We start from the raw sequence: 24500 nt of genomic DNA, 5'->3' as shown, positions 1-24500 counted from the left end.
GGGTGCCTCTGCTCGATGTTTCGTTACACATGATATCTGCTCGTTGCGTGGATGCTGACTGGGTGGTCAGCCCGCTCGGCGCGGCTGAGCCCGGATCCGGCGCGGGGCCGTCGCTGTGATCGCGACGGCGCGCGCGCTGCCTTGTCGTTGATGCAGCACGGACCATGCCTTGTTATCGGCCTTGGCGTCCATTCGAACAGCGGAAAATGTAGGGATTTTGCGCGCGCTCAATCCACCGGCAGTTGGGTACGTTCGAACACCCGCCGCAGCACGAAGCTCGAGTGCACCCCGGAGACCCCCTCGATACGGGTGATACGCTCGATCAACAGTGCCTGATAAGCCTCCATGTCGGGGACGATCACCTTGAGCTGGTAATCGGCGTCGCGCCCGGTGATCAGCAGACACTCCAGGACCTCGGGCATCGCCGCCACCGCCCGCTCGAAGCGCTCGAAGCGCTCCGGGGTGTGGCGATCCATCGAGATGCTGATGATCACCAGCAGGTTGAGCCCGAGCGCCTGGGGCGAGACCAGGGTGCGATGGCCGGTGATGATGCCCGCGGCCTCGAGCGCGCGTACCCGACGCAGACAGGGCGAGGGTGAGAGCCCGACCCGCTCGGCGAGGTCCTGGTTGCTGATGCGTCCGTTGTCCTGTAGTTCGGCGAGGATCCGGCGGTCATAGCGATCGAGTTTCATCAAGGCTCCGCGGTTGCGTCTTCAGTTGTCTGGATGTTTTCAGAGTTGGCATTTTATTGCGCGAAACGCGCTTTTGCGGCGCGAATTCGCAATCCTCTGCCTGAGCCTCCGGCGTAGACTTACAACCGTCGGCCAACCAGCCGCCAACCACCGGCAGACGCCTACCAGGCGCGCGCCGAAACAGGCTCGATGTCCCAACCAGGACGAGAGCGGCCGAGGGTCCTTACCGGGACCAGGCACAGGAGACGACGCTCGCCATGTCTCTGCGCGACGACAGCGCGAGGTCGTCACTTCACAGGCCCTCAGGGTTGACTGCCGGGAAAGACCGGCCCCGATTCATTCGCGGGTCGTCGTCGCACGGCCCGCGTCCCGCCCCGCCGCGTGTCAGCGGCGGGGCATCCCCGCCAAGGAGTAGAGCGCATGACCCGCTTTGATCATCGCCGCTACCGGCCGTCCCCGGCGATGGCCATGCCCGACCGCCAGTGGCCGAACCGCACCGTCGAACAGGCCCCGCGCTGGGCCAGCGTCGATCTGCGCGACGGCAACCAGGCACTGCTCGAGCCGATGGATGTCGCGCACAAGCAGCGGTTGTGGCGATTGCTGGTCAAGCTCGGCTTCAAGGAGATCGAGGTCGGTTTCCCGGCCGCCAGCCAGCCCGATTACGACTTCGTGCGCTGGTTGATCGAACACGACGAGATCCCCGAGGACGTCACCGTCCAGGTGTTGGTGCAGGCGCGCGAGGCGCTGGTCGAGCGCACCTTCGCGGCGCTCGCCGGCGCACCGCGGGCGATCGTCCATGTCTACAACTCGACCTCGCCGGTACAGCGCGAGCGCGTCTTCGGTCGCGACCGCGCCGGGGTGATCGAGATCGCCCGCAACGGCGCGCGGCTGTTGCGCGAGGCCGCGTCGCGTCACCCCGAGACGCGCTGGACCTTCGAGTACTCGCCGGAGAGCTTCACCGCCACCGAGCCCGACTACGCCCTGGAGGTGTGCGAGGCGGTGCTCGCCGAGTGGGCGCCGACGGTCGATCGCCCCTGCATCATCAACCTGCCGGCCACCGTCGAGGTCGCCAGCCCCAACGTCTTCGCCGATCAGGTCGAGTACATCTCCACCCGGCTCTCGCGACGCGAGGCGGTGGTGCTCTCGGTGCACCCGCACAACGACCGCGGTGGTGGCGTGGCCGCCGCCGAGTTGGCGCTGCTCGCCGGCGCCGATCGCGTCGAGGGCACCTTGTTCGGCAACGGCGAGCGCACCGGCAACGCCGATCTGCTGACCCTGGCGATGAACCTCTACAGCCAGGGCATCGATCCCGAACTCGACCTCTCCGACCCGGCCGAGATCGTCGCCGTCTGCACCGAGTGCACCGGGTTGCCGGTCCATCCGCGTCACCCCTGGTTCGGCGAGCTGGTCTATACCGCCTTCTCCGGCAGCCATCAGGACGCGATCCGCAAGTGTCTCGCCCGGCAGCGCCCCGACGCGCCCTGGGACGTCGCCTATCTGCCGATCGACCCGCAGGATCTGGGCCGTGACTACCGCGCGGTGATCCGCGTCAACAGCCAGTCGGGCAAGGGCGGGGTGGCCTTCGTGCTCGAACAGGACTACGGCTTGCGCCTGCCGCGCTGGTTGCAGGTCGAGTTCGCCCAAGTGGTGCAGCGCGAGAGCGAGCGCCACGGCGGGGCGCTCGCCGCCGCCACCCTCTACGCGCTGTTTCGCGAGCACTATCTGCGCGAACAGGGCCCGGCGCGGTTGATCGGCTATCAGCTCGACCATCCCGGCCACGACCGCGTCGAGGCACGGATCGACGCCGGCGAGGGCGAGCAGCGCTGGTGCGGCGAGGGCGAGGGCACCATCGCTGCCTTCGTCGATGCCTGCGCGCGACGCTTCGACCGCAGCCTGCGGGTGCGGGATTATCAGGAGCACGCGCTCGACGGCGGCACCGAGGCCGAGGCGGTGGCCTATGTCCAGCTCGAGGTCGACGGCGTGCCGATCAGCGGCGTGGCGACCGATCGCGATACCGTGACCGCCTCGCTGCGCGCCGTGCTCCAGGCGCTCAACCGCGCCGCGCTGGCCCGGGCCGAGGTCGCCTGATCGGCGCGCCATGCCCGTCAAGGATATGACGGGCATGGCGCGCACGGGTTATGATCCGCTCCCGGTGGCGGGATCGGAGACGCTCCGCCGAGGCGGTGCATGGGGCACCCCCTGTATGGATCTCGCCGCGCAACCGACGTAGAGTAGCCGGTTGGACTACGGAGCGGCAGTCTGAGCCCATGGATCTCCGACATCACCCAAGCGAATCCCCGGCCGATCACACCCCGGACGCCGCTGCGCGCTGGGACGTCCCGGACCTGATCGACCTCGAATACTATCTCGACGCCGACGAGCGCGCGCTGCGCGACGAGCCCGCCGCCCGTCAGCGTCTCACCGAGCGCGATCGCGCGCTCTATCTCGAACACATCCAGGCGCCTCTCGACGGCGCCGCGCCCCACACCCAGGAACACCGTCGCGCCAGCCTGCGTCGCTGGCTCGCCGAGCGTCGCGCGCGCGAGCCAGCCGGCATGGGCGCGCTGCTGCCCGGCGCGGCCTTCGCCTCGGCGCAGCGACTGGGCAACCTGTTGCTCGGCGGCGCCGGCTTCCTGCTCGGCGTGGCGGTGGCCTCGGCGCTGCTCAACTACGACGGGCTGCAGCCGGTCAGCGTCACCTGGTACCTGTTCCTGCTGGTGTTCGTACAGTTCGCCCTGGTCGTCGCCCTGGTCTCGACCTGGGTGACGCGCCGGGTGCGCACCGGCGCGGCGATCGGCCAGGACCTCTCGCTGCTGACCCGTCTCATCCAGCCCCTGCTCAGCAAGGGCGCGGGCTGGTTGCAGCACCAGCGCCTGGCGCACAGCACCGAGGAGGTGCGCGAGCGCGCCCAGTCCACGCAGGGGCTGCTGCGCGCGCAGTATGCGCTCTACGGTCCGATCGCCTACCTGCCGCTGCTGATCCCGGCCCAGCTCTTCGGGGTGGCCTTCAACCTCGGGGTGATCCTCACCACGGTGATGCTCGAGTGGTTCACCGACATCGCCTTCGGCTGGGGCTCGGCGCTCGCCGTACACCCGCAGACCATCCACGACCTCGCACGGCTGATCGCCACCCCCTGGGGCTGGCTGTTCGGCGAGGGCGTCGGCTATCCGACCCTGGAGCAGATCGAGGGCTCGCGGATCTATCTCGAACAATGGGCGATGTCCTCGGTGGCCCGGCCCGACCCCGAGCACCTGCGCTCCTGGCGCTGGTTCCTGGTGCTGGCGGTAATCTCCTACGGGCTGCTGCCGCGGCTGCTGCTCTACTGGGCCTCGCGCCTGGTCCTGCGGCTGTCGCTGGAGCGGCTGCCCTTCACCCATGGCCGTACCCAGGCGCTCTATGCGCGGATGCTCAACCCCCGGCTCGACTTCACCGGGGTCGGCGGCGAGGGCGGAGCCGAGATGCACATCCCGGCGCCGGTTGCCCCCGGCGAGCGCAAGCCCAAGGAGGCGGGTGAGCCGCGCGCCAAGGTGCCGCTGCACGTCGCCCGGCCCTGGCGCGATCAGGTGCAGCGGCGCGCTCCGGTGCCGCCGCAATCGACCCCGGTGGACGAGACCTCGACCCCGCCAGCCGCCATTCGGTCGGCGCCAGAGACCGCCGCTCGACCGGCGGTCCCTGCGGTCCCGACCATGCCGGTGACGCCGCCCGTCCCGAGCGCGGCACCGTCCGTGGGCGAGGTCGCGGCGGCGGATTCGACCGCCGAGACTGCGGCGGGGACGCCTGGGCCCCGAGCGACCCCGCCGGTGTTCGAGCAGGTCGCCGAGCCCCCGGTCGAGGACCGGACCTCGGCGTCCGAGCCCGTCACCGAGCCCGAGGCCGAGCCGAAGGCGGCGCCGGCGGCCGCCGAACCCGAGGGAGTGCCCGAGCCCCCGCGGCCGGCGGTCGAGCCGGTCGTGGAGCCTGCGTCAGAACCGGAACCCGAGCCCGAGCCCGAGCCCGAGCCGCACGCGGCATCTGAGTCGGGAGAGGGGCAGGAGAGGGTTGGCGATACCGGGGCCGAGCGTCTCATCGAGCCCGATCCGGAGGCCGCGTCGAGGACCGAGCCCGCCGAGCCGTCGGTCGCGGCGGCGTCGCAATCGTCGATCGTGTCCGACGCCGTCTCGTCGGTGGATCAGGCGCGCTCGACCGCGGCGCCCGAGTCCGTCGCCGAGCCGGAATCCGAGCAAGGGGTGGAGGTGACCGAGGGCGAGACCGAGCCGGAGGCGGAGAAGACGACCGCCGAGCCCGAAGGAGCGCCCGAGCCCCTGCAGACGCAGGCCGCGACGCTCGTCGAGTCGGCCGCAGAGCCCACGTCAGAAGCGGAACGCGTGTCGGAACCCGAGCCCGAGTCGACACCCCAACCTGAGCCTGAGCCTGAGCCTGAGCCTGAGCCTGAGCCTGAGCCTGAGCCTGAGCCTGAGCCCGAGCCCGAGCCCGAGCCCGAGCCCGAACCTGTGGTACCGGTGGCCTCAGGCGCTGGGCCGCGTTTCGCCCCCGACGGCTGTCTGCTGCTGATCCATGTCGACATCGACGACGTGCTCGAGCCCGAGGATCAGCCGCGACTGGCCGCGCTGCTCGCGCAGCACACCGGGTGGCGGATCGGCGCCCGGGCGCCCTTCGGCGCCGGCAGCCAGATGACCGAGGAGGCGCTCGCCCTGGTGACCGACGGGGCCTGGGAGGCGCCGCCGGCGCGCATCGCCATCATCCAGGACGGCTCGCAGCCGCCGATCACCGAGAACCTGGTGTTCCTGCGCGAGCTGCGCGCCGCCGCCGGCACCCAGGCACAGATGCTGCTCGCGCTGGTCGGCGACCCCGAGGACGAGGACCGCCTGCCGCCGCTCAGCACCTTCGATTACACCGACTGGCAGCGCAAGATCGAGCAGATGGCCGACCCCTATCTGCGTCTCGAGATGCTGGCGCCGCAGCCGCAGGATGGAGAAGATTGATGGCGGTGAAGATCCCACGCCTGGCGATCATGGGACACCCCAACGCGGGCAAGTCCTCGGTGGTCGCCACCCTCACCGAGAACGACCGGATCGCGATCGACAAGCGCGCCGGCACCACCACCGAGTCGACCAGCTACCCGGTGATCATCGATGGCCGCACGGTGGTCGAGTTCATCGACACCCCGGGCTTCCAGAACCCCAACGCCATCCTCGAGTGGTTCCAGGCCAACGAGTCGGTGGGCGATCTGGCGCGCGCCTTCGTCGACACCCATCAGCGCGACCCGCTGTTCGCCCACGACTGCGCCCTGCTGCAGCCGGTGGCCGAGGGCGCGGGCATCATCCTGGTGGTCGACGGCTCCAAGCGCATCAAGGAGAAGGACCGGGTCGAGATCGAGCTGCTGCGTCTCACCGGCCGTCCGCGCATGGCGATCCTCAACAACCTCACCAACCAGGATCGCCACATGGCGCAGTGGCAGGACGCGCTGAGCAAGGCGTTCAACTCGGTGCGCGAGTTCAATGCCCACCGCGCCACCTACAGCGAGCGCATCAAGCTGCTCGAGGCGCTCAAGAGCATCGATCAGCGCTGGGAGGAACGCGTCGAGGAGGCGATCGACGCCTTCGCCTGCGACTGGGAGCGGCGCACCGACCAGGCGGTCAACACCATCCTGCAGTTGCTCAAGGATGCGCTCACCTATCGCGTGACCCGTACCGTGAAGAACGGCAAGCTGGTGTTCAAGACCGGGCGCGAGCGTATCCGCGACGAGGTCGCCGCCGAGTTCGAGCAGGGGCTGCGCCAGCTCGAACTCGACGCCCAGGAGCATGTCCGCGCCAACTTCCGCCATCATGTCTGGAACCTGCCGCCGGACTCCATCCTCAACCAGGATCTGTTCTCCGACGAGGTCGGTCAGGCACTGGGGCTGTCGCGGCGTCAACTGGCGATGGTCGGGGTCGCCGCCGGCGCCGCCTCCGGGGCCACCGTCGATCTCGCCGCCGCCGGTCACTCGCTCGGCGCCGGGGCGCTGATCGGCGCCTTCACCGGCGGCGTGCTCGGACTGGTCGGCGGCAAGGCGCTGGCCAAGCTCGATATCGAGCGCGCCCCCGGCACCCAGCGCTTCACCATGGGGCCGGTCTCCGACCCGCGCTTCCCCTTCGTGCTGCTCGATCGCATCGTGCTCTACAGCGCGCGGGCGATGAACTGGGCGCATGGTCGTCAGGCCGCCGACGAGGAGGCGGCGAACAAGGTCCCCGAGCGCGTCGCGGTGCGCCGTGGCTTCTCCGAGGAGCTCACCCAGTCGCAGCAGCGTGAGCTCGCGCGCTTCTTCCAGGCCGCGCGCCGCGGTCGCGACTGCGACCGCGAGGCGGCCTGTCGCGAGATCATCAAGGAGATCCTCTCCGGCGTCGCCACCAGTCGGATCGACAGTCGCGCCGACATGTAGCCGACATGTCATGGCTTCATCCCGTCTGCGAGCAGGGCCGCGCGCGGGCGGTGTGTCCTTCATCCCATCCAAGGCGGCCCGTGCGATCGACCAACCATGCAAGCCAACGACATCCTCGCCATCGATCAGGCCCATGCCTGGCACCCCTATACCTCCACCCGCGATCGCGACCCGGTCTATCCGGTGCGCGCCGCGCGCGGCTGCCGCATCGAGCTGAGCGACGGGCGCGAGCTGATCGACGGCATGTCCTCCTGGTGGTGCGCGATCCACGGCTACAACCACCCGGTGCTCAACCAAGCCGCGCGCGATCAGCTCGAGCGCATGGCGCACGTGATGTTCGGCGGACTCACCCACGAGCCGGCGGCGCAGCTCGTCGAGCGGCTGGTGGCGATCACCCCGGAGCCGCTGCAACACGTCTTCCTCTGCGATTCGGGCTCGGTCTCGGTGGAGGTGGCGATCAAGATGGCGCTGCAGTTCTGGCAGGCCGCCGGTCGCCCCGAGCGCCATCGCCTGATGACCATCCGTCGCGGTTATCACGGCGATACCTTCAACGCCATGTCGGTGTGCGATCCGGTCACCGGGATGCACCACCTGTTCAGCGCCACCCTGCCGCAGCAGGTCTTCGCCCCGGCGCCCGAGTGTCGCTACGGCGAGCCCTGCACGCCGGCGGCGATCGCCGAGTTCGCCACGCTGATCGAGCGCCACCAGCACGAGCTGGCCGCGGTGATCCTCGAACCCATCGTCCAGGGCGCCGGCGGCATGCGCTTCTACAGCGCCGACTACCTGGCGCAGGTGCGAGCGCTGTGCGATCGCTTCGAGGTGCTGCTGATCGCCGACGAGATCGCCACCGGCTTCGGGCGCACCGGGCGGCTGTTTGCCTGCGAGCACGCCGGCATCGCCCCGGACATCATGACCGTCGGCAAGGCACTGACCGGCGGCTACATGACGCTCGCCGCCACCCTCGCCAGCACGCGCGTGGCCGATACCATCTCCGGGGCCGAGCCCGGCGCCTTCATGCACGGACCGACCTTCATGGGCAATCCGCTTGCCTGCGCGGTGGCCAACGCCAGCCTCGGGCTGCTGCTCGAGGACGACTGGCTGGGCCGGGTGGCGGCCATCGCTGCCGGGCTCGAGCGTGGTCTGGCGCCGGCGCGCGCGCTGCCCGGGGTGGCCGAGGTGCGGGTGCTGGGCGCGATCGGTGTGGTCGAGATGACCGAGCCGGTGGCGATGCGCGAGATCCAGCGTCGCTTCGTCGAGCGTGGCGTCTGGGTCCGTCCGTTCGGTCGGCTGATCTATCTGATGCCCCCCTTCGTGATCACGACCGAGGAGCTCGAGGCGCTTTGCGCCGCGGTGGTTGCCGTGGTCGCCGACTCGGCCGCGGACTGATCTCGCTGCCGTCCTGGCGTTGTTTCCGCCCACCGCTGCCCTGATCTGGTGGCGGTGGCGGTAATCGTGGAAACAAATGGCATCCACCACATTTGCCGTAGCAGGGTGGCCTGCGCCTCGGCACAATGCCCCTCCCGGGGGTGAGACCGCCCGCCGGCCTGGTCATCGTCGCCCCGGGCGCCGATGACGGCGCATCCAACCCCAGCTCAATCGACCAAGGGACACCGTGAATCGTCTGCTCAAGTTGTTGCTGCCCGTCCTGATCCTCGCCGTCGGTTTCGGTGTCTTCCAGTATCTCAAGCAAACCCGCCCCGATCGCCCGGTCACCGAGACCCGCGAGCGGGTCTGGCGGGTGGCGCTGGAGCCGCTCGAACCGCGTGCGCTGGCGCCGATGCTCGAACTCTACGGCCAGGTCGAGAACCCCGACCTGCTGCGCGCGGCGGCCTCGGCCTCGGCGCGGGTGGCGCGGGTGCTGGTGCGCGAGGGTGAGCGGGTGGTGCCCGGCCAGCTGCTGCTCGAACTCGATCCGCGCGATCTGGTGCCGGCGCTCGCCCGCACCGGCGCCCAGGTCGCCGAGCTCGAGGCCCAGCTCGAGAGCGAGCGCAACGGTCAGGAGAGCGATCAGGCGGCGCTCGAACAGGAGCGCCGCCTGCTCGAACTCTCCGAGGACGCGGTGGCACGCGCCAAGAGCCTCACCCGCCGTCAGGTCGGCTCGCAGAACGACCTCGACATCGCCGAACAGGACCTGGCCCGTCAGCGTCTGGCGGTGAGCGAACGCAGCATGCGCATCGCCGACTACCCGGCGCGCCGGCGCGCCCTCGAGGCGCGGTTGCAACAGGCCCGTGCCGAGTACGAGGAGGCGCGACTGGCGTTCGCCCGCTCGCGCGTGGTCGCGCCTTACGCCGGGGTGGTCAGCGCGGTGGAGGTCGCTGTGGGCGATCAGGTCAAGACCGACGAGGTGCTGCTCTCGCTCTATCCGCTCGCCGGGCTCGAGGTGCGCGCCCGCATCCCCGCGCCCTATCAGGCCGAGCTTGCCGCCGCGCTGCGCAACGCCGGCTCCTTGCCGGCCTCGGCGCTGGTCGATGGCGGTCGTGTCGGGCTGGTGCTCGAGCGGCTCGCCGGCGAGGCCGATCCGAGCGGCATCGACGGGCTCTTCACCCTCACCGAAGGGGCCGAGTGGTTACGTATTGGTCAGATGCTCACGCTGCGCCTGGAGCGTCCGTTGCGCGAGTCGGTGGTGGCGGTGCCCTTCGCCGCGGTCTACGGCGGCAACCGGGTCTATACCTTCGTCGACGGGCGGATGCGCGCGGTCGCGGTGCGCACCCTGGGGAGCTGGTTCGCGCCCGATGGCGAGGAACGGCTGCTGGTCGCGGCGCCCGAACTCGTCTCCGGTGACCAGCTGGTGGTCACCCACATGCCCAACGCCGTCGACGGGCTGCGGGTGGAGGCGCATCAGTGAGCCGGGCGCGTCGGGCAACGGGACATCGCAGCGACCTGATCGGGCTGTTTGCACACCACAAGGTCGCGGCCAACCTGCTGATGGTGATGATGATCCTCAGCGGCATCTTCGCCCTCGATCGGCTCAACATCCAGTTCTTCCCCAACTTTGATCTCGACATCGTCAGCGTCCGGGTGGTGTGGACCGGGGCCAGTGCCGAGGACGTCGAGGATGGCATCACCAACCCGCTCGAGCAGCGTCTGCGTAGCGTCGACGGACTCAGTGACCTGACCTCGACCTCCTCGCAGGGGATCTCGGCGATCACCCTGGAGTTCGACGAGGACACCGACCCGCTGCTCGCGCTCGATCAGGTCAGGCGGCTGGTCGACAACTTCCGCAACCTGCCGCAGGACGCCGAGAAGCCCGAGGTGGCGCTCGCCACCCGCTACGAGACCGTGGCGCGGCTGCTGGTGAGTGGCCCGGATCGCCCCGAGGAGCTGCGTCATCTGGTGCGCCGCTTCGAGTCCGAGCTGCTCGATCGCGGGATCGACAAGGTCGACATCCGCGGGTTGCCGGAGGAGGAGATCAGCATCGCGGTCGACCACCAGCGTCTCGAGCAGCTCGGCCTGAGCCTGGGGCAGATCGGCGATCGGGTGGCCGCCTTCAGCCGCGATCTGCCGGCCGGTCAGGTCGGTCGCGCCGAGGCCGCGCGCGAGCTGCGCAGCCTCGACAAGCGGCGCGATCCGCTGGAGTTCGCCGACCTGCCGGTGGTGACCGAGGAGGTGCTGCAGATCGATCTCGGCGATGTCTCCGAGATCGAGCGGGTGCCGCGCGACGGTCAGCTGCTGCTCACCGTCGATGGCCGTCCGGCGGTGGAGATGGTGCTGCAGCGCGCCGAGCTCGGCAATTCGCTGGAGGCGGCGCGGGTGCTCGACCAGTGGCTCGCCGACACCCGCCCGACGCTCTCGCCCGGGGTCGAGCTGGTGGTCTACGACGCCGCCTGGCAGTTGATCCGCGACCGCATCATGCTGTTGGTGAGCAACGGCGCCGGGGGCTTGATCCTGGTGGTGGCCATCCTCTTCCTGTTTCTCAGCGGACGGGTGGCCTTCTGGGTCGCCTGGGGCATCCCGGTCTCCTTCATGGCGACCCTGTTCATCCTCTATCTCGCCGGCGGCAGCATCAACATGATGAGCCTGTTCGCGCTGATCATGGCGCTCGGCATCATCGTCGACGATGCCATCGTCGTCGGCGAGGACGCCCAGGCCCATCACCAGATGGGCGAGGATCCGCTGCTCGCCGCCGAGGGCGGGGTGCGGCGGATGCTCGCCCCGGTGCTCGCCTCGTCGTTGACCACCATCGCCGCCTTCCTGCCGCTGATGCTCGTTGGCGGGATCATCGGCAACATCCTCGGCGCCATCCCGCTGGTGGTGGTGGCGGTGATCCTCTCCTCGCTGCTCGAGAGCATGCTGGTGCTGCCCGGGCACCTGCGCGGGGCCTTCGTCCACGCCCATCGCACCCAGCCGGGGTCGTTGCGCGCGCGTCTCGACCGCGGCTTCGAGCGGCTGCGCGACGAGTTCTTCCGCCCGCTGGTGACGCACGCCGTGGAGCACCGCTTCGCCACCATCAGCGCGGCGGTGGCGCTGTTGATGATCGCCGTCGGCCTGCTCGCCGGGGGGCGCATGACCTTCGTCTTCTTCCCCACGCCCGAGAGTCAGATCATCAATGCCAATGTGACCTTCGTCGCCGGCACGCCGCGCGCGCGCGTCGATGACTTCCTCGAACATCTCGACCACACCCTGCGCGAGACCGAGGCGAGCTTCGATCAGGGGCGGCTGGTCAACCTGGCCATCGCGCTGCACGGCAGCAAGCCCGAGAGCGCCGGCTCGACCGCCGATCAGCTCGGCGGGCTGCGCGTCGAGCTCACCCCGACCGATGCGCGCACGGTGCGCAACGCCGAGTTCATCCGCGCCTGGCGCGCGCGCATCGAGCAGCCGCCGGGGCTGGAGTCCTTCACCATCACCTCGCGCCGGGCCGGACCGCCGGGGCGTGATCTCACGGTGCGTCTCAACGGTGCCGAGGCCGAGACCCTCAAGGAGGCCGCGCTGGCGCTCTCCGAGGCGCTCAAGGGCATGCCCGGGGTCGGTGAGGTGGAGGACGACATGGCCTATGGGCGCGAGCAGATCATCTATCGGCTCTCGCCGGCGGGCGAGGCGCTGGGGCTGACCGTCGAGGACCTGGGGCGCCAGCTGCGCAACGCCTTCGACGGCCAGCTGGTACAGATCTTCCAGGACGGCGCCGACGAGGTCGAGGTGCGGGTGCGGTTGCCGCGCGCCGAGCGCGACCAGCTCGGCGCGCTCTATCGCTTCAACGTGCGTCTGCCCGACGGTTCGGCGGTGCCGCTGAGCGCGGTGGCCGAGTGGGATTCGCGCCGTGGCTTCGAGATCCTGCGTCATGCCGGCGGCAAGCTCGCCGTCGAGGTCTCGGCCGATGTCGACTCCGAGGTCAGCGAGGTCGGCGCGGTGCTCGAGTCGCTCGCTGCCGGGCCCTTGCCCGAGCTGCAGCGTCTCCACGGTATCAGCTACTCGTTCGAGGGACGCTCGGCCGATCAGCGCGAGACCCTGGGGGACATGCGCAAGGGCCTGCTGCTCGGGCTGATCCTGATCTATATCATCCTCGCTTGGGTGTTCGCCTCCTACGGCTGGCCGCTGGTGGTGATGGCCGCCATCCCCTTCGGTCTGACCGGGGCGCTGTTCGGGCACTGGTTGATCGACATCGACGTCACCATCCTGTCGCTGTTCGGCATGTTCGGCCTCTCCGGGATCGTGATCAACGATTCGATCATCCTGGTGAAGTTCTATCAGCAGTTGATCGACCAGGGGCTGGGGCGCCAGGACGCCCTGGTCGAGGCTGCCTGTCAGCGTCTGCGCGCGGTGTTGCTGACCAGTCTGACCACGGTCGCCGGGCTGATGCCACTGCTCTTCGAGACCTCGGTTCAGGCCCAGTTCCTGATCCCGATGGCGACCTCGATCGCCTTCGGTCTGGCCTTCGCGACCCTGTTGGTGTTGCTGGTGATCCCGGCGCTGCTGTCGGTGCACGAGAGCATCCATGCCCGGTTGCAGGCGCTGCGCGTGCGGCCCGCCTGAGCACGCTGCGTTTGCCAAGGACGAGGCCAGGGCAGTAGGCTTCGGCCATCATCCCCGTGACGCCGGTTGCGGCGTGACTGGGGATTCGGGGTGAAGCGGTCTGGTGATGCGAAGGGATCGAACCATGCAGCAGTGTTGCGGTTGGATGCCGGCCGAGCAACGGCCGGTGGCGGAGATTCAGGGAAGTCTTGCGACCATGCTCGAGGGCAGTGCCGCCGAGGTGGCGCAGCGCTGTGTTGCCGAGGGTGGGTTTGCGGGTCGCTCCGGGGCCGATCTGGCCGAGTCGGACGGCCTGCTTGTGCTGATCGTCGGTCGTCCACGCAGTGCGCATGATTCCGCTCCGGTCACCGCGCGCGCGCTGCTCGCGCGCTGGCAGGAGCGGGGCAGGGCGCTGCTCGGTGAGCTGCACGGACCCTTCGCGCTGGCCGTGCTCGATCGCCGCCGCCGCACCCTGACCCTGGCGATCGATCGGCTCGGTATCCATTCCCTGGCCTTCGCCGTCGGGCCTCAGGGCGCCGTCTTCGCCACCCGCGCCGACCGGGTCGCCGCCCACCCCGAGGTGGCCGCCGCGCTCTCGCCCCAGGGGCTGTTTCACTATCTCTACTTCTACCAGGTGCCGGCGCCGGGGACGGTGTTCCACGGCGTCGAGAAGCTGCTGCCGGCCGAGTGGGTCGAGATCGACGCCTGCGGCGGGGTGGCGCGCGGTTTCTACTGGCGTCTGGCCTATCGCGACGCGCCCCGCCACGACTTCGCCGCGCAGCGCGCGCGTTTCCACGGGCTGCTGCGCGAGTCGATGACGCGCGCCCGGGGCGAGGACGCGGTCGCCGCCTTCCTCTCCGGCGGCACCGACAGCTCCACCGTCGCCGGGGTGCTCACCGAGCTGCAGGGCACGCCGGCGCGCACCTATTCGATCGGTTTCGCCGCCGAGGGTTTCGACGAGATGGAGTACGCGCGGCTCGCCGCCCGCCACTTCGGGCTCGACGCGCGCGAGTACTACCTGACCCCGGACGACGTCCTCGCCACCATCCCGCTGATCGCCACCACCTACGACGAACCCTTCGCCAACGAGTCGGCGGTCTCGGCCTATCACTGCGCGCGCCTGGCCGCGGCGGACGGCTACCGGGTGATGCTCGGCGGCGATGGCGGCGACGAGATCTTCGGCGGCAACGAGCGCTACGCCAAGCAGGGCGTCTTCGAGCTCTACGCCGCGCTGCCGGCGCCGCTGCGCCGCGGGTTGGTAGACCCGCTCGCCGCGCTGCCGGGGATGGGAGCCTGGTGGGGCGGGCGCAAGCTGCAGAGCTATGTGCGCCAGGCGCGCATCCCGCTGCCCGAGCGCATGGAGTCCTACAACTTCGTCCACCGCCAGCCGCTCGCCGAGATGTTCACCGCCGATTTCCTCGCCGCGATCGACCCCGAGGCGCCGGCTGCGCTGCTGCGCGATCCCTACAATCGCGCGGCCAGTGACAGCTACATCAATCGCATGCTCCATCTCGACCTCAAGTTCACCCTCGCCGACAACGATCTGCGCAAGGTCTCGGCGATGGCCGCCGCCGCCGGGGTCGAGGTGCGCTATCCGCTGATCGACGACGCCATGGTCGAGTTCTCCGGCGAGGTGCCGCCGGACTGGAAGGTGCGCCGGGGTTATCTGCGCTGGTTCTTCAAGCGCGCGCTCAAGGGCTATCTGCCCGATGCCATCATCGACAAGAGCAAGCACGGCTTCGGCCTGCCGTTCGGGGTCTGGGTGCGCGAGCACGGACCGCTGCGCGAGCGCGTCTCCGATCGTCTCGCCGACAGCCAGCGTCGCGGCTGGCTGCAGCCGGGCTATGTCGAGCGGCTGCGCCGCGCCCACGAGGCCGAGCACGCGACCTATTTCGGCAAGATGCTGTGGGTGCTGGTGACGCTCGAGGAGTGGCTCGATGCCCAGCCCGACCGGGTCGTGCGGCTCCATGACTGAGCCGTCCGGGGCCGACTGTCCCGCGCGCATCGTCCTGATCGGGCCGCTGCCGCCGCCGGCCGGCGGCATGGCCAACCAGACCCGCCAGCTCGCCGAGCTGCTGCGCGCCGAGGGGCTGGCGGTCGAGCTGGTGCAGGTCAACGCCCCCTACCGCCCGGCCTGGGCCGGACGGTTGCCGGTGGTGCGCGCACTGTTCCGCCTGTTGCCCTATCTGTGGCGACTGTGGCGCGCCATGGGCGGTGGCGGGGTGGTGCACCTGATGGCCAACTCCGGCTGGTCCTGGCACCTCTTCGCCGCCCCGGCGCTGCTGATCGCCCGTGTCCGCGGGCTACCGGCGGTGATCAACTATCGCGGCGGCGAGGCACAGATCTTCCTGCGCGCCCAGGCGCGCTGGGTGGTGCCGCTGATGCGTCGCGCCGCGGCCATCGCCGTGCCCTCGGGCTATCTGCGCGCGGTGTTCGCGCCCTACGGCCTGGAGGCCGAGGTGGTGCCCAACATCGTCGATCTCGAACGCTTCGCCGCGCGCGCCGCCGCCGCGCGCCACCCCGAGGTCCCACACCTGGTTGTCACCCGCAACCTCGAGGCGATCTACGACAACACCACCGCGCTGCGCGCCTTCGCGCGCATCCGCGCGCGCTGGCCGGCGGCACGTCTGACCATCGCCGGGACCGGGCCCGAGGCCGCGGCGCTGGCCGCCGAGGCGCGCGCGCTGGGGATCGCCGAGTCGGTGACCTTCAGCGGTCGGCTCGAGCGCGCGGCGATGGCCGCGCTCTATGCCGAGGCCGACCTGATGCTCAACCCCAGCCGGGTCGACAACACCCCCAACTCGGTGCTCGAGGCCTGGGCGAGCGGGGTGGCGGTGGTCAGCACCCGCGTCGGCGGGCTGCCCTATCTGGTCGAGGACGGGGTCGATGCCGTGCTGGTCGCCCCGGGTGATCCCGAGGCGCTGGCCGAGGCGGCCTGCGCCCTGCTCGACGATCCGCCGCGCCGCGCCGCGCTGGTCGCCGCCGGGCGGCGCGCGGCCGAGCGCTTCTCCTGGCCGGCGGTGCGACCGCTGTGGCTCGCGCTCTATCGGCGGATCGCCGGCGGGGAGGGGTGCGGCGAGTGAGAGACATCGCCATCACCCTGATCATCTTCGGCCTGTTGCCGGTGATCCTCTCGCGCCCCTATGTCGGCATCCTGGTGTGGTCCTGGCTCGGCTACATGAACCCGCACCGGCTCGCCTGGGGGTTCTCGACCACCATGCCCTTCGCGATGATGGTGGCGCTGGCGACCTTCGCCGCGATGATCGCCTCCAAGGAGCGCCACCCGCTGCCCTGGTCGCGCGAGACCGTGGTGCTGCTGATCCTGGTGCTGTGGATGTTCATGACCACGGCGCTCTCGCTCTATCCCTGGCTGGCCTGGCCGCAGTGGGACAAGGTCTGGCGGATCATGCTGATGACCTATGTCACCCTGATGTTGATCAACGATCCGCAGCGGGTGCGGTTGCTGATCTACGTGATCGCACTCTCGATCGGTTTCTACGGCTTCAAGGGCGGGGTCTTCGTGCTCACCGGCGGTAGCGCCAACTCGGTGCTCGGTCCCCAGGGCAGCTTCATCGAGGATCGCAACTCGCTCGGTCTGGCGATGATCATGACGGTGCCGCTGCTCTACTACATGCGTGCGCAGATGACGCATGTGTGGGCGCGGATCGGGCTGCTGGTCGGTATCGTGCTCACCCTGATCGCCATCGTCGGCACCCATTCGCGCGGCGCGCTGCTCGGGTTGGCGGCGATGATGCTGTTCTTCCTGCTCAAGTCGCGACAGAAGTTCGCCGCCATCCTGGCGATGATCCCGCTGGCGCTGGTGCTGCTCTACGTGATGCCCGAGGAGTGGTTCCAGCGCATGGAGACCATCGAGCACTGGGAGGAGGACGAGTCGGCCTCGGAGCGGGTGCGCGCCTGGCACAACGCCATCGATCTCGCCCAGCACCGCTTCATCGGTGGCGGCATGCGCGCGCTGGTGGTCTGGGGCGGGCGCGACTCGCACAGCATCTATTTCGGCATGCTCGGCGAGCACGGCTGGGTGGGGCTCGGGCTGTTCCTGCTGCTGCTGTTGCTCACCTGGCGCTCGGCGAGCTGGATCATCCGCAACGCCAAGCGCCAGCCCGAACTCCGGTGGGCGCGTGATCTCGCGGCGATGATCCAGGTCAGCCTGGTCGGCTACATGGTCGCCGGCGCCTTCCTCGGGCTGCAGTACTTCGACATGTACTACCACCTGGTGGTGATCGTGGTGATGACCAAGATCCTGGTGCGCCGTGCGCTCGAGCCCGATGGGCCGGCGCGCGCGCCACCGCACGTCCGGCGCGCGCCGGCACCGGCACGGGGGCTGGACCGATGAGCCTGGTGTCGACGCTGGTCGTGCTGCTGCTCTGCGCCTGGTGCGCCATCCTCCTCGTCTATCGTCGGCGTCTGCTGCGGCTGTGGCGCGAGCCGGTGCTCGCCGCCCCGGTGCTGATCATCGAGAGCGACGACTGGGGGCCGGGGCCGGCGTCCCATGTCGCCGCGCTCGAGCGCCTGATCGCGCTGCTCGCGCGTCATCGCGACGCCAGCGGGCAGGCGGCGGTGATGACCATCGGCGCAGTGCTCGCGATCGCCGACACCGCCGCGATCCGCGCCGGCGAGATCAGCTGCTACCGACGTCAGCGGCTGTGCGACAGCGACGGCGCGGCGATGCGCGAAGCGCTGCTCGCCGGGCGCGCGCGCGGGGTGCTCGCGCTCCAGCTCCATGGCATGGAGCACTACTGGCCGCCGAGCCTGCTGACGGTCGCGCGCCGCGATGCCGAGGTCCGCGACTGGCTGGAGACTGCCGCCGGCAGCGATACCGAGCGTCTGCCCTCGGCGCTGCAGAGTCGCTGGACGGATGTCACCACGCTGCCCTCACGCCCGCTGCCCGAGTCCGAGATCCGCGCGGCGGTGGCCGAGGAGGTCGCCTGTTTCGAGACCAGCTTCGGCGCGCGTCCGTTGGTCGCGGTGCCGCCGACCTTCGTCTGGACCGAGCAGGTCGAGCGCGCCTGGGCCGAGGCCGGGGTGCGGGTGATCATCACCCCGGGGCGGCGTCTCACCGGGCGCGACCGCGCCGGGCGTCCGGGCGGCTGCGATCGCGACATCCTCAATGGTGAGCGCGGCGCCGGCGGGGTGCGCTATCTGGTGCGCGATCTCTATTTCGAGCCCGCTCTCGGTCACCGCCCCGAGCGGCTGTGCGACGAACTCGCGCGCCACTTCGCGCTGGGGCGCCCGGCGCTGATCGAGACCCACAGGTTCAACTTCACCGGCGAGCACGCCGAGAGCGCCTATGCCGCGCTCGAGACGCTGCTCGAACAGGCGCGCGCGCGCTGGCCGGGACTGCGCTTCATGTCCGCCGAGGCGCTCGCCACGGGCCAGGTGAGGGGCGCGGAGTGGCTGGTGCGCGATCGCGCGCGCCGGCTCGAGGTCTGGCTGCGTCGCGCCGCGCGCGTCGACCGGCTGCGCAAGCTCGCCTGGTCGAGCGGACTGGCGCTGCCGGCCTGGGCGCTACTGGCGGTCTTGGGCGCGTGGCGCCGAGGAGAGGAACACGGATGACGGATGCACGCTATCTGGTACTGAGCGAGCTGTTCATGCCCACCAAGGGGGGCACGGCGGTGTGGTTCGCCGAGGTCTATCGCCGACTCGGTGGCGCCGGGACCCATATCGTCACCGCGCGGGTGCCGGGCGACGCGGACTACGACCGCACCCAGCCCAACAGCGTCCATCGGGTGACGATGCGCGAGTCGCGCTGGCTGCGCCCGGCCTCGCTGCCGCGCTATCTGGGGCTGTTGCGCGGCGGTCTGGCGGCGATCGCGCGCGCGCGTTTCAGCGCCGTGCACGCCGGTCGGGTGCTGCCCGAGGGGCTGGTCGCCTGGCTGCTGGCGCGACTGATCCGCCGCCCGCTGGTGGTCTACGCCCACGGCGAGGAGATCACCACCTGGTCGCGCTATCCGCGTCGGCTGTGGGCGATGCGCTGGGTCTATCGTCGCGCCGAGCGGGTGGTGGCCAACAGCGACTTCACCCGCGAGCGCCTGCTCGAGCTGGGGGTGCGCCCGGCGCGCATCCGGCTGATCCACCCCGGTGTCGACCTGGCGCGCTTCCACACCGCGATCGACGCCAGCCCGGAGCGCGCCGAGCTGGGGCTCGGCGAGGGCGCGCGGCTGATCCTCTCGGTCGGGCGGCTGAGTCGGCGCAAGGGCTTCGATCGGGTGATCGAGGCGCTGCCCGCGCTGCGCGCGCAGGGGCTCGACGTCCATTACGCGGTGATCGGCATCGGCGAGGACCAGCACTATCTGGAGACGCTCGCCGCGCGTCACGGCTGCGCCGAGCGCGTCCATCTGCTCGGTCACGTCGCCCCCGAGGCGCTGCCGTGCTGGTACGCCGCGGCCGATCTGTTCGCCATGCCCAACCGCGAGATCGACGGCGACACCGAGGGCTTCGGCATGGTCTTTCTCGAGGCCGCCGCCTGCGGTACGCCAGCGCTTGCCGGGCGCGCCGGTGGCACCGGTGCGGCGGTGCTCGACGGCGAGACCGGCCTCAGGGTCGAGGGCGCCGACGCCGAGGCGGTGAGCGCCGCGTTGGCGCGGTTGCTCGGCGATCCGCTGTTGCTCGCGCGCATGGGCGAGGCGGCCGCCGCCCGCGCCCATGCCGCGTTCTCCTGGGAGCGGGTCGCCGAGCTGACCCGGACACTGTGATGATCAAGACACCCGCAGCACTCTCGCGCCGACTGGTCTATCCGCTCCAGGAACGGCTGCTGGGACGCCCGACCTTCGCCATGCTCGACGAGCTGGAGCAGAGCCAGTGGTTGTCGCGCGAGGCCATCGAGACCTTGCAGCGGCGCCGGCTCGCGCGGCTGCTCGGCATCGCCAATGGCCACTGTCCGTGGCATGCCGAGCGGCTGGCGGCGGTCGGTCTCGGCGCGGTCGATGCCGCCACCGAGCTCACCCCCGAGGACCTCGCGCGCATCCCGACGATGGACAAGCGTGACGCCCAGCTCGCCGGCGAGCGGATGCGCTGGAGCGGGGTGCCGGGCGGGGCGCAGCCCTACAACACCGGCGGGTCGAGCGGTACGCCGCTGCGTTTCGTGTTCGGTCGTGCGCGTCAGGCCGCCGACGCGGCGGGGCGGATGCGGGCGCGACGCTGGTGGGGGGTGGAGGTCGGCGACCCCGAGGTCTATCTCTGGGGCGCGCCGGTCGAACTCTCGCGGACCGATCACGTCAAGCAGCTGCGCGATCGTCTGCTCAACCAGCTGGTGCTCGACGCCTTCGCCATGTCGACGGCCAACATGGACCGTTATCTCGTCGCGCTCGAGCGTTTCGACCCGGCCTGTATCTACGGCTATGCCAGCAGCCTGGAGCTGCTCGCCGAGCATGCACGGGCGCGGCGTCGCATCCCCCGGTTGCGCGCCCTGCGGGTGGTCTGCGCCACCGGTGAGCCGCTCTATCCGCATCAGCGTGATATCATACGCGACGTGTTCGGCGTGCCCATGGCCAACGAGTTCGGCAGTCGCGATATCGGCTTCACCGCGCACCAGACGCCCGCCGGTCAGCTGTTGCTGCTGAGCGAGGGGCTGATCCTCGAGGTGCTCGACGATGCCGGGCGCGCGGTGGCCCCGGGCGAGGCGGGCGAGGCGGTGATCACCGGGCTCTGCTCCGAGGCCCAGCCCTTCATCCGCTACCGCACCGGCGATCGGGTGCGGTTGAGCGCCGAACCCTGTCGCGCCGGGCGCGGACTGCACGTGATCGACGCGGTGCTGGGGCGCTCGACCGACTTCGTGGTCAAGCCCGACGGCACGGTGATGCACGCCCTGGCGGTGATCTACATCCTGCGCGCGGTCGAGGGGGTGGCCGAGTTCAAGGTCATCCAGCACGCGCTCGATGTCATCGAGGTCCAGCTGGTGACCAACGCGCGCTGGCGCGAGGCCTCGCGCCAGACCATCCTCGCCGCCTTCGCCGAGCGGCTCGGTGCGACGGTGCGGGTCGATATCGAGCAGGTCGCAGCGATCGCCCCGGAGGCCTCGGGCAAGCATCGCTATGTCGTCAGTCGGGTCTCGCCGCCGTTCGGTGGGGCCGTGGAGAATGAGGAGTCCAGTCGATGACATCCCCGCTCACCCTGCTGGGGCTGCCCAGGCGTTACCGGTTGTGGCGTCCGACCCATCTGCGCCTGATCGCCGCCGATCTGCTGCGCCCCGCCGCCCAGTCCCCGCGCGACCGGCGCGCGCACCTGAGCGCGGCGATCGACTGGCTGTGCCGCGCCCAGGACCGACGCGACGGGTGCGCCGACGCCGGCGGGGTCTCGGCCGGGTGGAGCTTCGAGGACGGCTGGCTGCCGAGCTATCCCGAGACCAGCGGCTATATCGTCGAGACCCTGCTCGCCGCCGCGCGGGTGCTCGATCGCCCCGAGCTGACCGCGCGCGCCGGGCGCATCCTCGACTGGGAGCTGGGGCTGCAGTTGCCCGACGGCGCCTTCCCCGGACACTTCGGCGAGCCCGGCAGCACCCCGGTGATCTTCAACACCGGCCAGATCATGCACGGCCTGCTCGCCGGTCATCAGCAGCTCGGTCGCGACGACTGTCTCGCCGCGGCGGTGCGCGCGGCGCACTGGATGGTCGCGCGTCAGGACCCCGATGGCTGCTGGCGGCGCAGCGTGCACAACGCCATCCCCCACGTCTACAACACCCGCGCCGCCTGGGCGTTGCTGCGCACCGGGCTGGCCAGCGGCGAGCCGGGGCTGGTCGAGGCGGCGCTGGCCAACCTGCGCTGGGCGCGCTCGCAGGCGAGCCCCAGCGGCTGGTGGCGCGAGAACGCCTTCCGTCGCGGCGAGGCGCCCTTCACCCACAACATCGCCTATGCCATGCGCGGCCTGCTCGAGGGCGGGGTGCTCGCGGGCGACCCCGAGCTGGTCGAGTCGGCGGCCTGCGCGGCACGGGCGCTGGTGCGCGCGCAGCGTGCCGACGGCTGGATCGCCGGCGCCTTCGCCGAGGACTGGCGACCGGCGGCGCGCTACAGCTGTCTGACCGGGGTCGCGCAGATCGTGCTCAACTGGCAGCGGCTCGAGCAGCTCGGGGTCGTCGGCGCGTGGCGCGAACCGATCGAGCGCTCGCTGGGGTTCCTCGCGCGCAACCAGCGTCTGCGCGGCGACGGCGCACCGGATGACGGCGCGCTGGCCGGCTCGCTGCCGATCTGGGGTCGCTATTCGCGCTTCGAGTACCCCAACTGGGCGACCAAGTTCCTCGCCGATGCGCTGATCATGGCCTGCTCCGACGAGGTCGTGCCGCCGCTGCCCGAGCGCGCGTCGGTGGAGGCCGGGGCATGAGCGGGCCGCGCGTCATGGTGCTCTGCGGGCGCTCGCCGCGCCATCTCTATCTGGCCAACCGGCTGTGCGCCTGCGCCGAGGTCTGCGCCGTGGTCCACGAGGCGCCGACCCAGTGGACGCGCGAGAAGCTGCTGCGCAACCTGCGCCCGGCGGTGGCTGGGCGCAAGGCGTGGCGCTGGCTGCGCGATCGTCGTCGTTACAGCGGCAACCCCGAGGCGCGTTTCTTCTTCGGCGCGGCCACCCCGGCGCTCGCGCGGCCCGAGCTGGCGCACGAGGTGCCGAGCGTCAGCGACCCGGCGCTGCTCGCGCTCGCCGAGCGGCTGTCACCCGAGCTGATCTGTGTCTTCGGCACCAGCCTGATCCGTGGTCCGCTGCTCGAACGCTACCCGCTGATCAATCTCCACGGCGGGCTCTCGCCCGAGTATCGCGGCGCCGACTGTACCTTCTGGGCGCTGCACAACGGCGAGCCCGAGCAGGTCGGCTGCACCCTGCACTTCATCGACCAGGGGATCGACACCGGACGGTTGATCGCCCATGTCAGCCCCGAGGTCCGTCCCGACGACGACGAGCTGACGCTGTTCTGGCGCGGGGTGCGCGACAGCGCCGAGGTCTATTGCGAGGCGCTCTCGCGCTGGCGCGCCGGTACCCTGCCGGGGGCGGTGCAGCCGGGGCGGGGGCGGCTCTATCAGGTGCGCGATCGCAGCTGGAGGGCCGAGCGCGCGCTGGCGCGACGCCTGGCGCGCGCGCCGCTGCCGGCGTTGCCGGCGCGGGTGCGCTGGTTCGAGGCCGCCGCGCCCAGTGAACAATGAGGATGTCATGAAGAGGATCGATCAGGTGAGCGAGACGAGTCGGGATCGGGCCGCGGCGCTGCTCGGCGCGGGGCTGCTGTTGCTCGGCGCCGTGCTGCTGGCGCCGTCCCCGGTGCGCGCTGCCGAGCCGACGGCGCTGGAGATCGTGATGTTGCCGCCCTATTGCCAGGCGCGACTGAGCGGTGATCGGGCGGCGATGGAGCAGTGGAGTGCGGCGCTCGGCAAGGAGGTCCATCTGCACATCCACCACTATTGTTACGGCTTGGTCTACGTCAATCGCGCCAACCAGACCTTTGAGCAGCGCAAGCGGCGCTATCTGCTCAATCAGGCGATCAGTGAGTTCGACTATGTGCTCAAGCGCTGGCCGCCGACCTCGACGCTCTATGCCGAGGCCCAGGGGCAGAAGGCGCTGGCGCAGATGCTGGAGCAGCCATGAGCGAAACGGCGGGGCAGCCTGGAGCGCAGGCACGGGTGTCGGTATGGCGCGAGCTCTACGCCTATCGCGAGCTGATGCTGACCCTCGCCTGGAAGAACGTCATCGTGCGCTACAAGCAGGCCTATCTCGGTCTGGTGTGGGCGGTGCTCAAGCCGTTGCTGCTGATGCTGATCTTCAGCGTGGTCAAGGGGTTCGTCGGCATCGAGACCGGCGGCATCCCCTATCCGGTGCTCGCCTTCGCCGCACTGATGCCCTGGATCCTGTTCCAGGAGTCGGCCTCCGAGGGGGTCAACAGCGTGGTCGGCAACGCCGCGCTGATCCGCAAGATCTACTTCCCGCGCGAGATCTTCCCGATCACCGCGACCCTGACCAAGCTCATCGAGCTGTTGATCAGCTTCGCCATCCTCGCCGCGCTGATGGCCTACTACCAGATGGCCCCGACCTGGCAGGTGCTGTGGGTGCCGCTGATCATCGCCTATACCCTGCTCGCGGCACTGATCATCAGCCTGGTCGGCTCGGCGATCAACGTCTACTACCGTGACATCGGGGTGGCGCTGCCGGTGTTGCTGCAGATCGCGATGTATCTCTCGCCGGTGATCTATCCGCTGTCGCTGGTCAAGCAGCGTCTGCTCGAGGACCAGGCCGCCGGCGCCTGGTCGGACTGGCTCTACCTGATCTATACCCTCAATCCGCTGGCCGGGATCATCGACGCCTTCCAGCGCACCATGCTCCACGGCCAGGCCCCCGACCTCGCCAGCCTGTGGCCGGGCATGCTGCTGACGGCGCTGCTGCTGCCGCTCTCCTACCGGCTGTTCAAGCGCGCCGAGTCGCGTTTCGCCGACGTGATCTGAGCCATGCAGGCCCCT

17 protein-coding genes are annotated in these 24500 nt (G+C 70.4%); 16 read left to right on the top strand and 1 reads right to left on the bottom strand.

Annotated elements, in window-relative coordinates; genetic code table 11:
* Positions 1-227 precede the first annotated feature (227 nt).
* Positions 228-692 carry an Lrp/AsnC family transcriptional regulator gene (locus EBL84_RS08155; RefSeq protein WP_123140366.1) on the bottom strand — a complete coding sequence of 155 codons (465 nt, stop codon included), beginning with the start codon at positions 690-692 and terminating at the stop codon, positions 228-230.
* Positions 693-1112: 420 nt separating this feature from the next.
* On the opposite strand from EBL84_RS08155, the gene leuA reads away from it, so the two are divergent.
* The 16 genes from leuA to EBL84_RS08075 all read left to right on the top strand — a co-directional run bounded on the left by leuA (position 1113) and on the right by EBL84_RS08075 (position 24485).
* Positions 1113-2780, top strand: a complete 1668-nt coding sequence (gene leuA / locus EBL84_RS08150) for a 2-isopropylmalate synthase (protein ID WP_123140365.1) — start codon at positions 1113-1115, stop codon at positions 2778-2780.
* A 179-nt stretch (positions 2781-2959) separates the two neighbouring features.
* Complete coding sequence (locus tag EBL84_RS08145) at positions 2960-5674, top strand: DUF2868 domain-containing protein (RefSeq protein ID WP_123140364.1); 2715 nt, start codon at positions 2960-2962, stop codon at positions 5672-5674.
* The gene (locus EBL84_RS08140) at positions 5674-7110 is read left to right on the top strand and encodes a GTPase/DUF3482 domain-containing protein (protein ID WP_123140363.1); all 1437 of its coding nucleotides are present in this window, start codon (positions 5674-5676) and stop codon (positions 7108-7110) included. Before EBL84_RS08145 ends, EBL84_RS08140 begins: the two co-directional genes overlap by 1 nt.
* Positions 7111-7206: 96 nt before the next feature.
* Positions 7207-8496, top strand: a complete 1290-nt coding sequence (gene bioA, locus EBL84_RS08135) for an adenosylmethionine--8-amino-7-oxononanoate transaminase (RefSeq protein ID WP_123140362.1) — start codon at positions 7207-7209, stop codon at positions 8494-8496.
* Between the two features lie 226 nt (positions 8497-8722).
* Complete coding sequence (locus tag EBL84_RS08130) at positions 8723-9955, top strand: HlyD family secretion protein (protein ID WP_123140361.1); 1233 nt, start codon at positions 8723-8725, stop codon at positions 9953-9955.
* Complete coding sequence (locus tag EBL84_RS08125; RefSeq protein ID WP_123140360.1) at positions 9952-13077, top strand: efflux RND transporter permease subunit; 3126 nt, start codon at positions 9952-9954, stop codon at positions 13075-13077. The genes EBL84_RS08130 and EBL84_RS08125 overlap by 4 nt, the downstream gene beginning before the upstream one ends.
* Before the next feature lie 196 nt (positions 13078-13273).
* Positions 13274-15031, top strand: coding sequence for an asparagine synthetase B (locus EBL84_RS08120; RefSeq protein ID WP_223806977.1), 1758 nt, complete (start codon positions 13274-13276; stop codon positions 15029-15031).
* Positions 15024-16139, top strand: a complete 1116-nt coding sequence (locus tag EBL84_RS08115) for a glycosyltransferase family 4 protein (RefSeq protein WP_190287915.1) — start codon at positions 15024-15026, stop codon at positions 16137-16139. The genes EBL84_RS08120 and EBL84_RS08115 overlap by 8 nt, the downstream gene beginning before the upstream one ends.
* Positions 16136-17410 carry a putative O-glycosylation ligase, exosortase A system-associated gene (locus EBL84_RS08110; RefSeq protein ID WP_123140357.1) on the top strand — a complete coding sequence of 425 codons (1275 nt, stop codon included), beginning with the start codon at positions 16136-16138 and terminating at the stop codon, positions 17408-17410. The genes EBL84_RS08115 and EBL84_RS08110 overlap by 4 nt, the downstream gene beginning before the upstream one ends.
* Complete coding sequence (locus EBL84_RS08105) at positions 17407-18630, top strand: glycosyl hydrolase (RefSeq protein ID WP_123140356.1); 1224 nt, start codon at positions 17407-17409, stop codon at positions 18628-18630. Before EBL84_RS08110 ends, EBL84_RS08105 begins: the two co-directional genes overlap by 4 nt.
* A complete protein-coding gene (locus EBL84_RS08100) occupies positions 18627-19769 on the top strand; it encodes a glycosyltransferase family 4 protein (RefSeq protein ID WP_123140355.1) in 1143 nt (380 codons plus the stop codon). The genes EBL84_RS08105 and EBL84_RS08100 overlap by 4 nt, the downstream gene beginning before the upstream one ends.
* Positions 19769-21172, top strand: a complete 1404-nt coding sequence (locus EBL84_RS08095) for a phenylacetate--CoA ligase family protein (protein WP_123140354.1) — start codon at positions 19769-19771, stop codon at positions 21170-21172. The genes EBL84_RS08100 and EBL84_RS08095 overlap by 1 nt, the downstream gene beginning before the upstream one ends.
* Positions 21169-22389, top strand: coding sequence for a prenyltransferase/squalene oxidase repeat-containing protein (locus tag EBL84_RS08090; protein ID WP_123140353.1), 1221 nt, complete (start codon positions 21169-21171; stop codon positions 22387-22389). Before EBL84_RS08095 ends, EBL84_RS08090 begins: the two co-directional genes overlap by 4 nt.
* The gene (locus EBL84_RS08085) at positions 22386-23198 is read left to right on the top strand and encodes a formyl transferase (protein ID WP_123140352.1); all 813 of its coding nucleotides are present in this window, start codon (positions 22386-22388) and stop codon (positions 23196-23198) included. The genes EBL84_RS08090 and EBL84_RS08085 overlap by 4 nt, the downstream gene beginning before the upstream one ends.
* Positions 23199-23205: 7 nt before the next feature.
* Complete coding sequence (locus EBL84_RS08080) at positions 23206-23634, top strand: hypothetical protein (RefSeq protein WP_123140351.1); 429 nt, start codon at positions 23206-23208, stop codon at positions 23632-23634.
* On the top strand, positions 23631-24485 hold the full coding sequence (locus EBL84_RS08075; RefSeq protein WP_062277898.1) for an ABC transporter permease: 855 nt from the start codon (positions 23631-23633) through the stop codon (positions 24483-24485). Before EBL84_RS08080 ends, EBL84_RS08075 begins: the two co-directional genes overlap by 4 nt.
* The last annotated feature ends 15 nt before the right edge of the window (positions 24486-24500 follow it).

Source organism: Marichromatium sp. AB31 (genome assembly GCF_003718685.1).
In the GTDB taxonomy this organism is placed as follows: domain Bacteria; phylum Pseudomonadota; class Gammaproteobacteria; order Chromatiales; family Chromatiaceae; genus Marichromatium; species Marichromatium gracile.
Note: the sequence above shows the minus strand (reverse complement) of the source record. Positions and strands in the feature narration are given on the sequence as shown.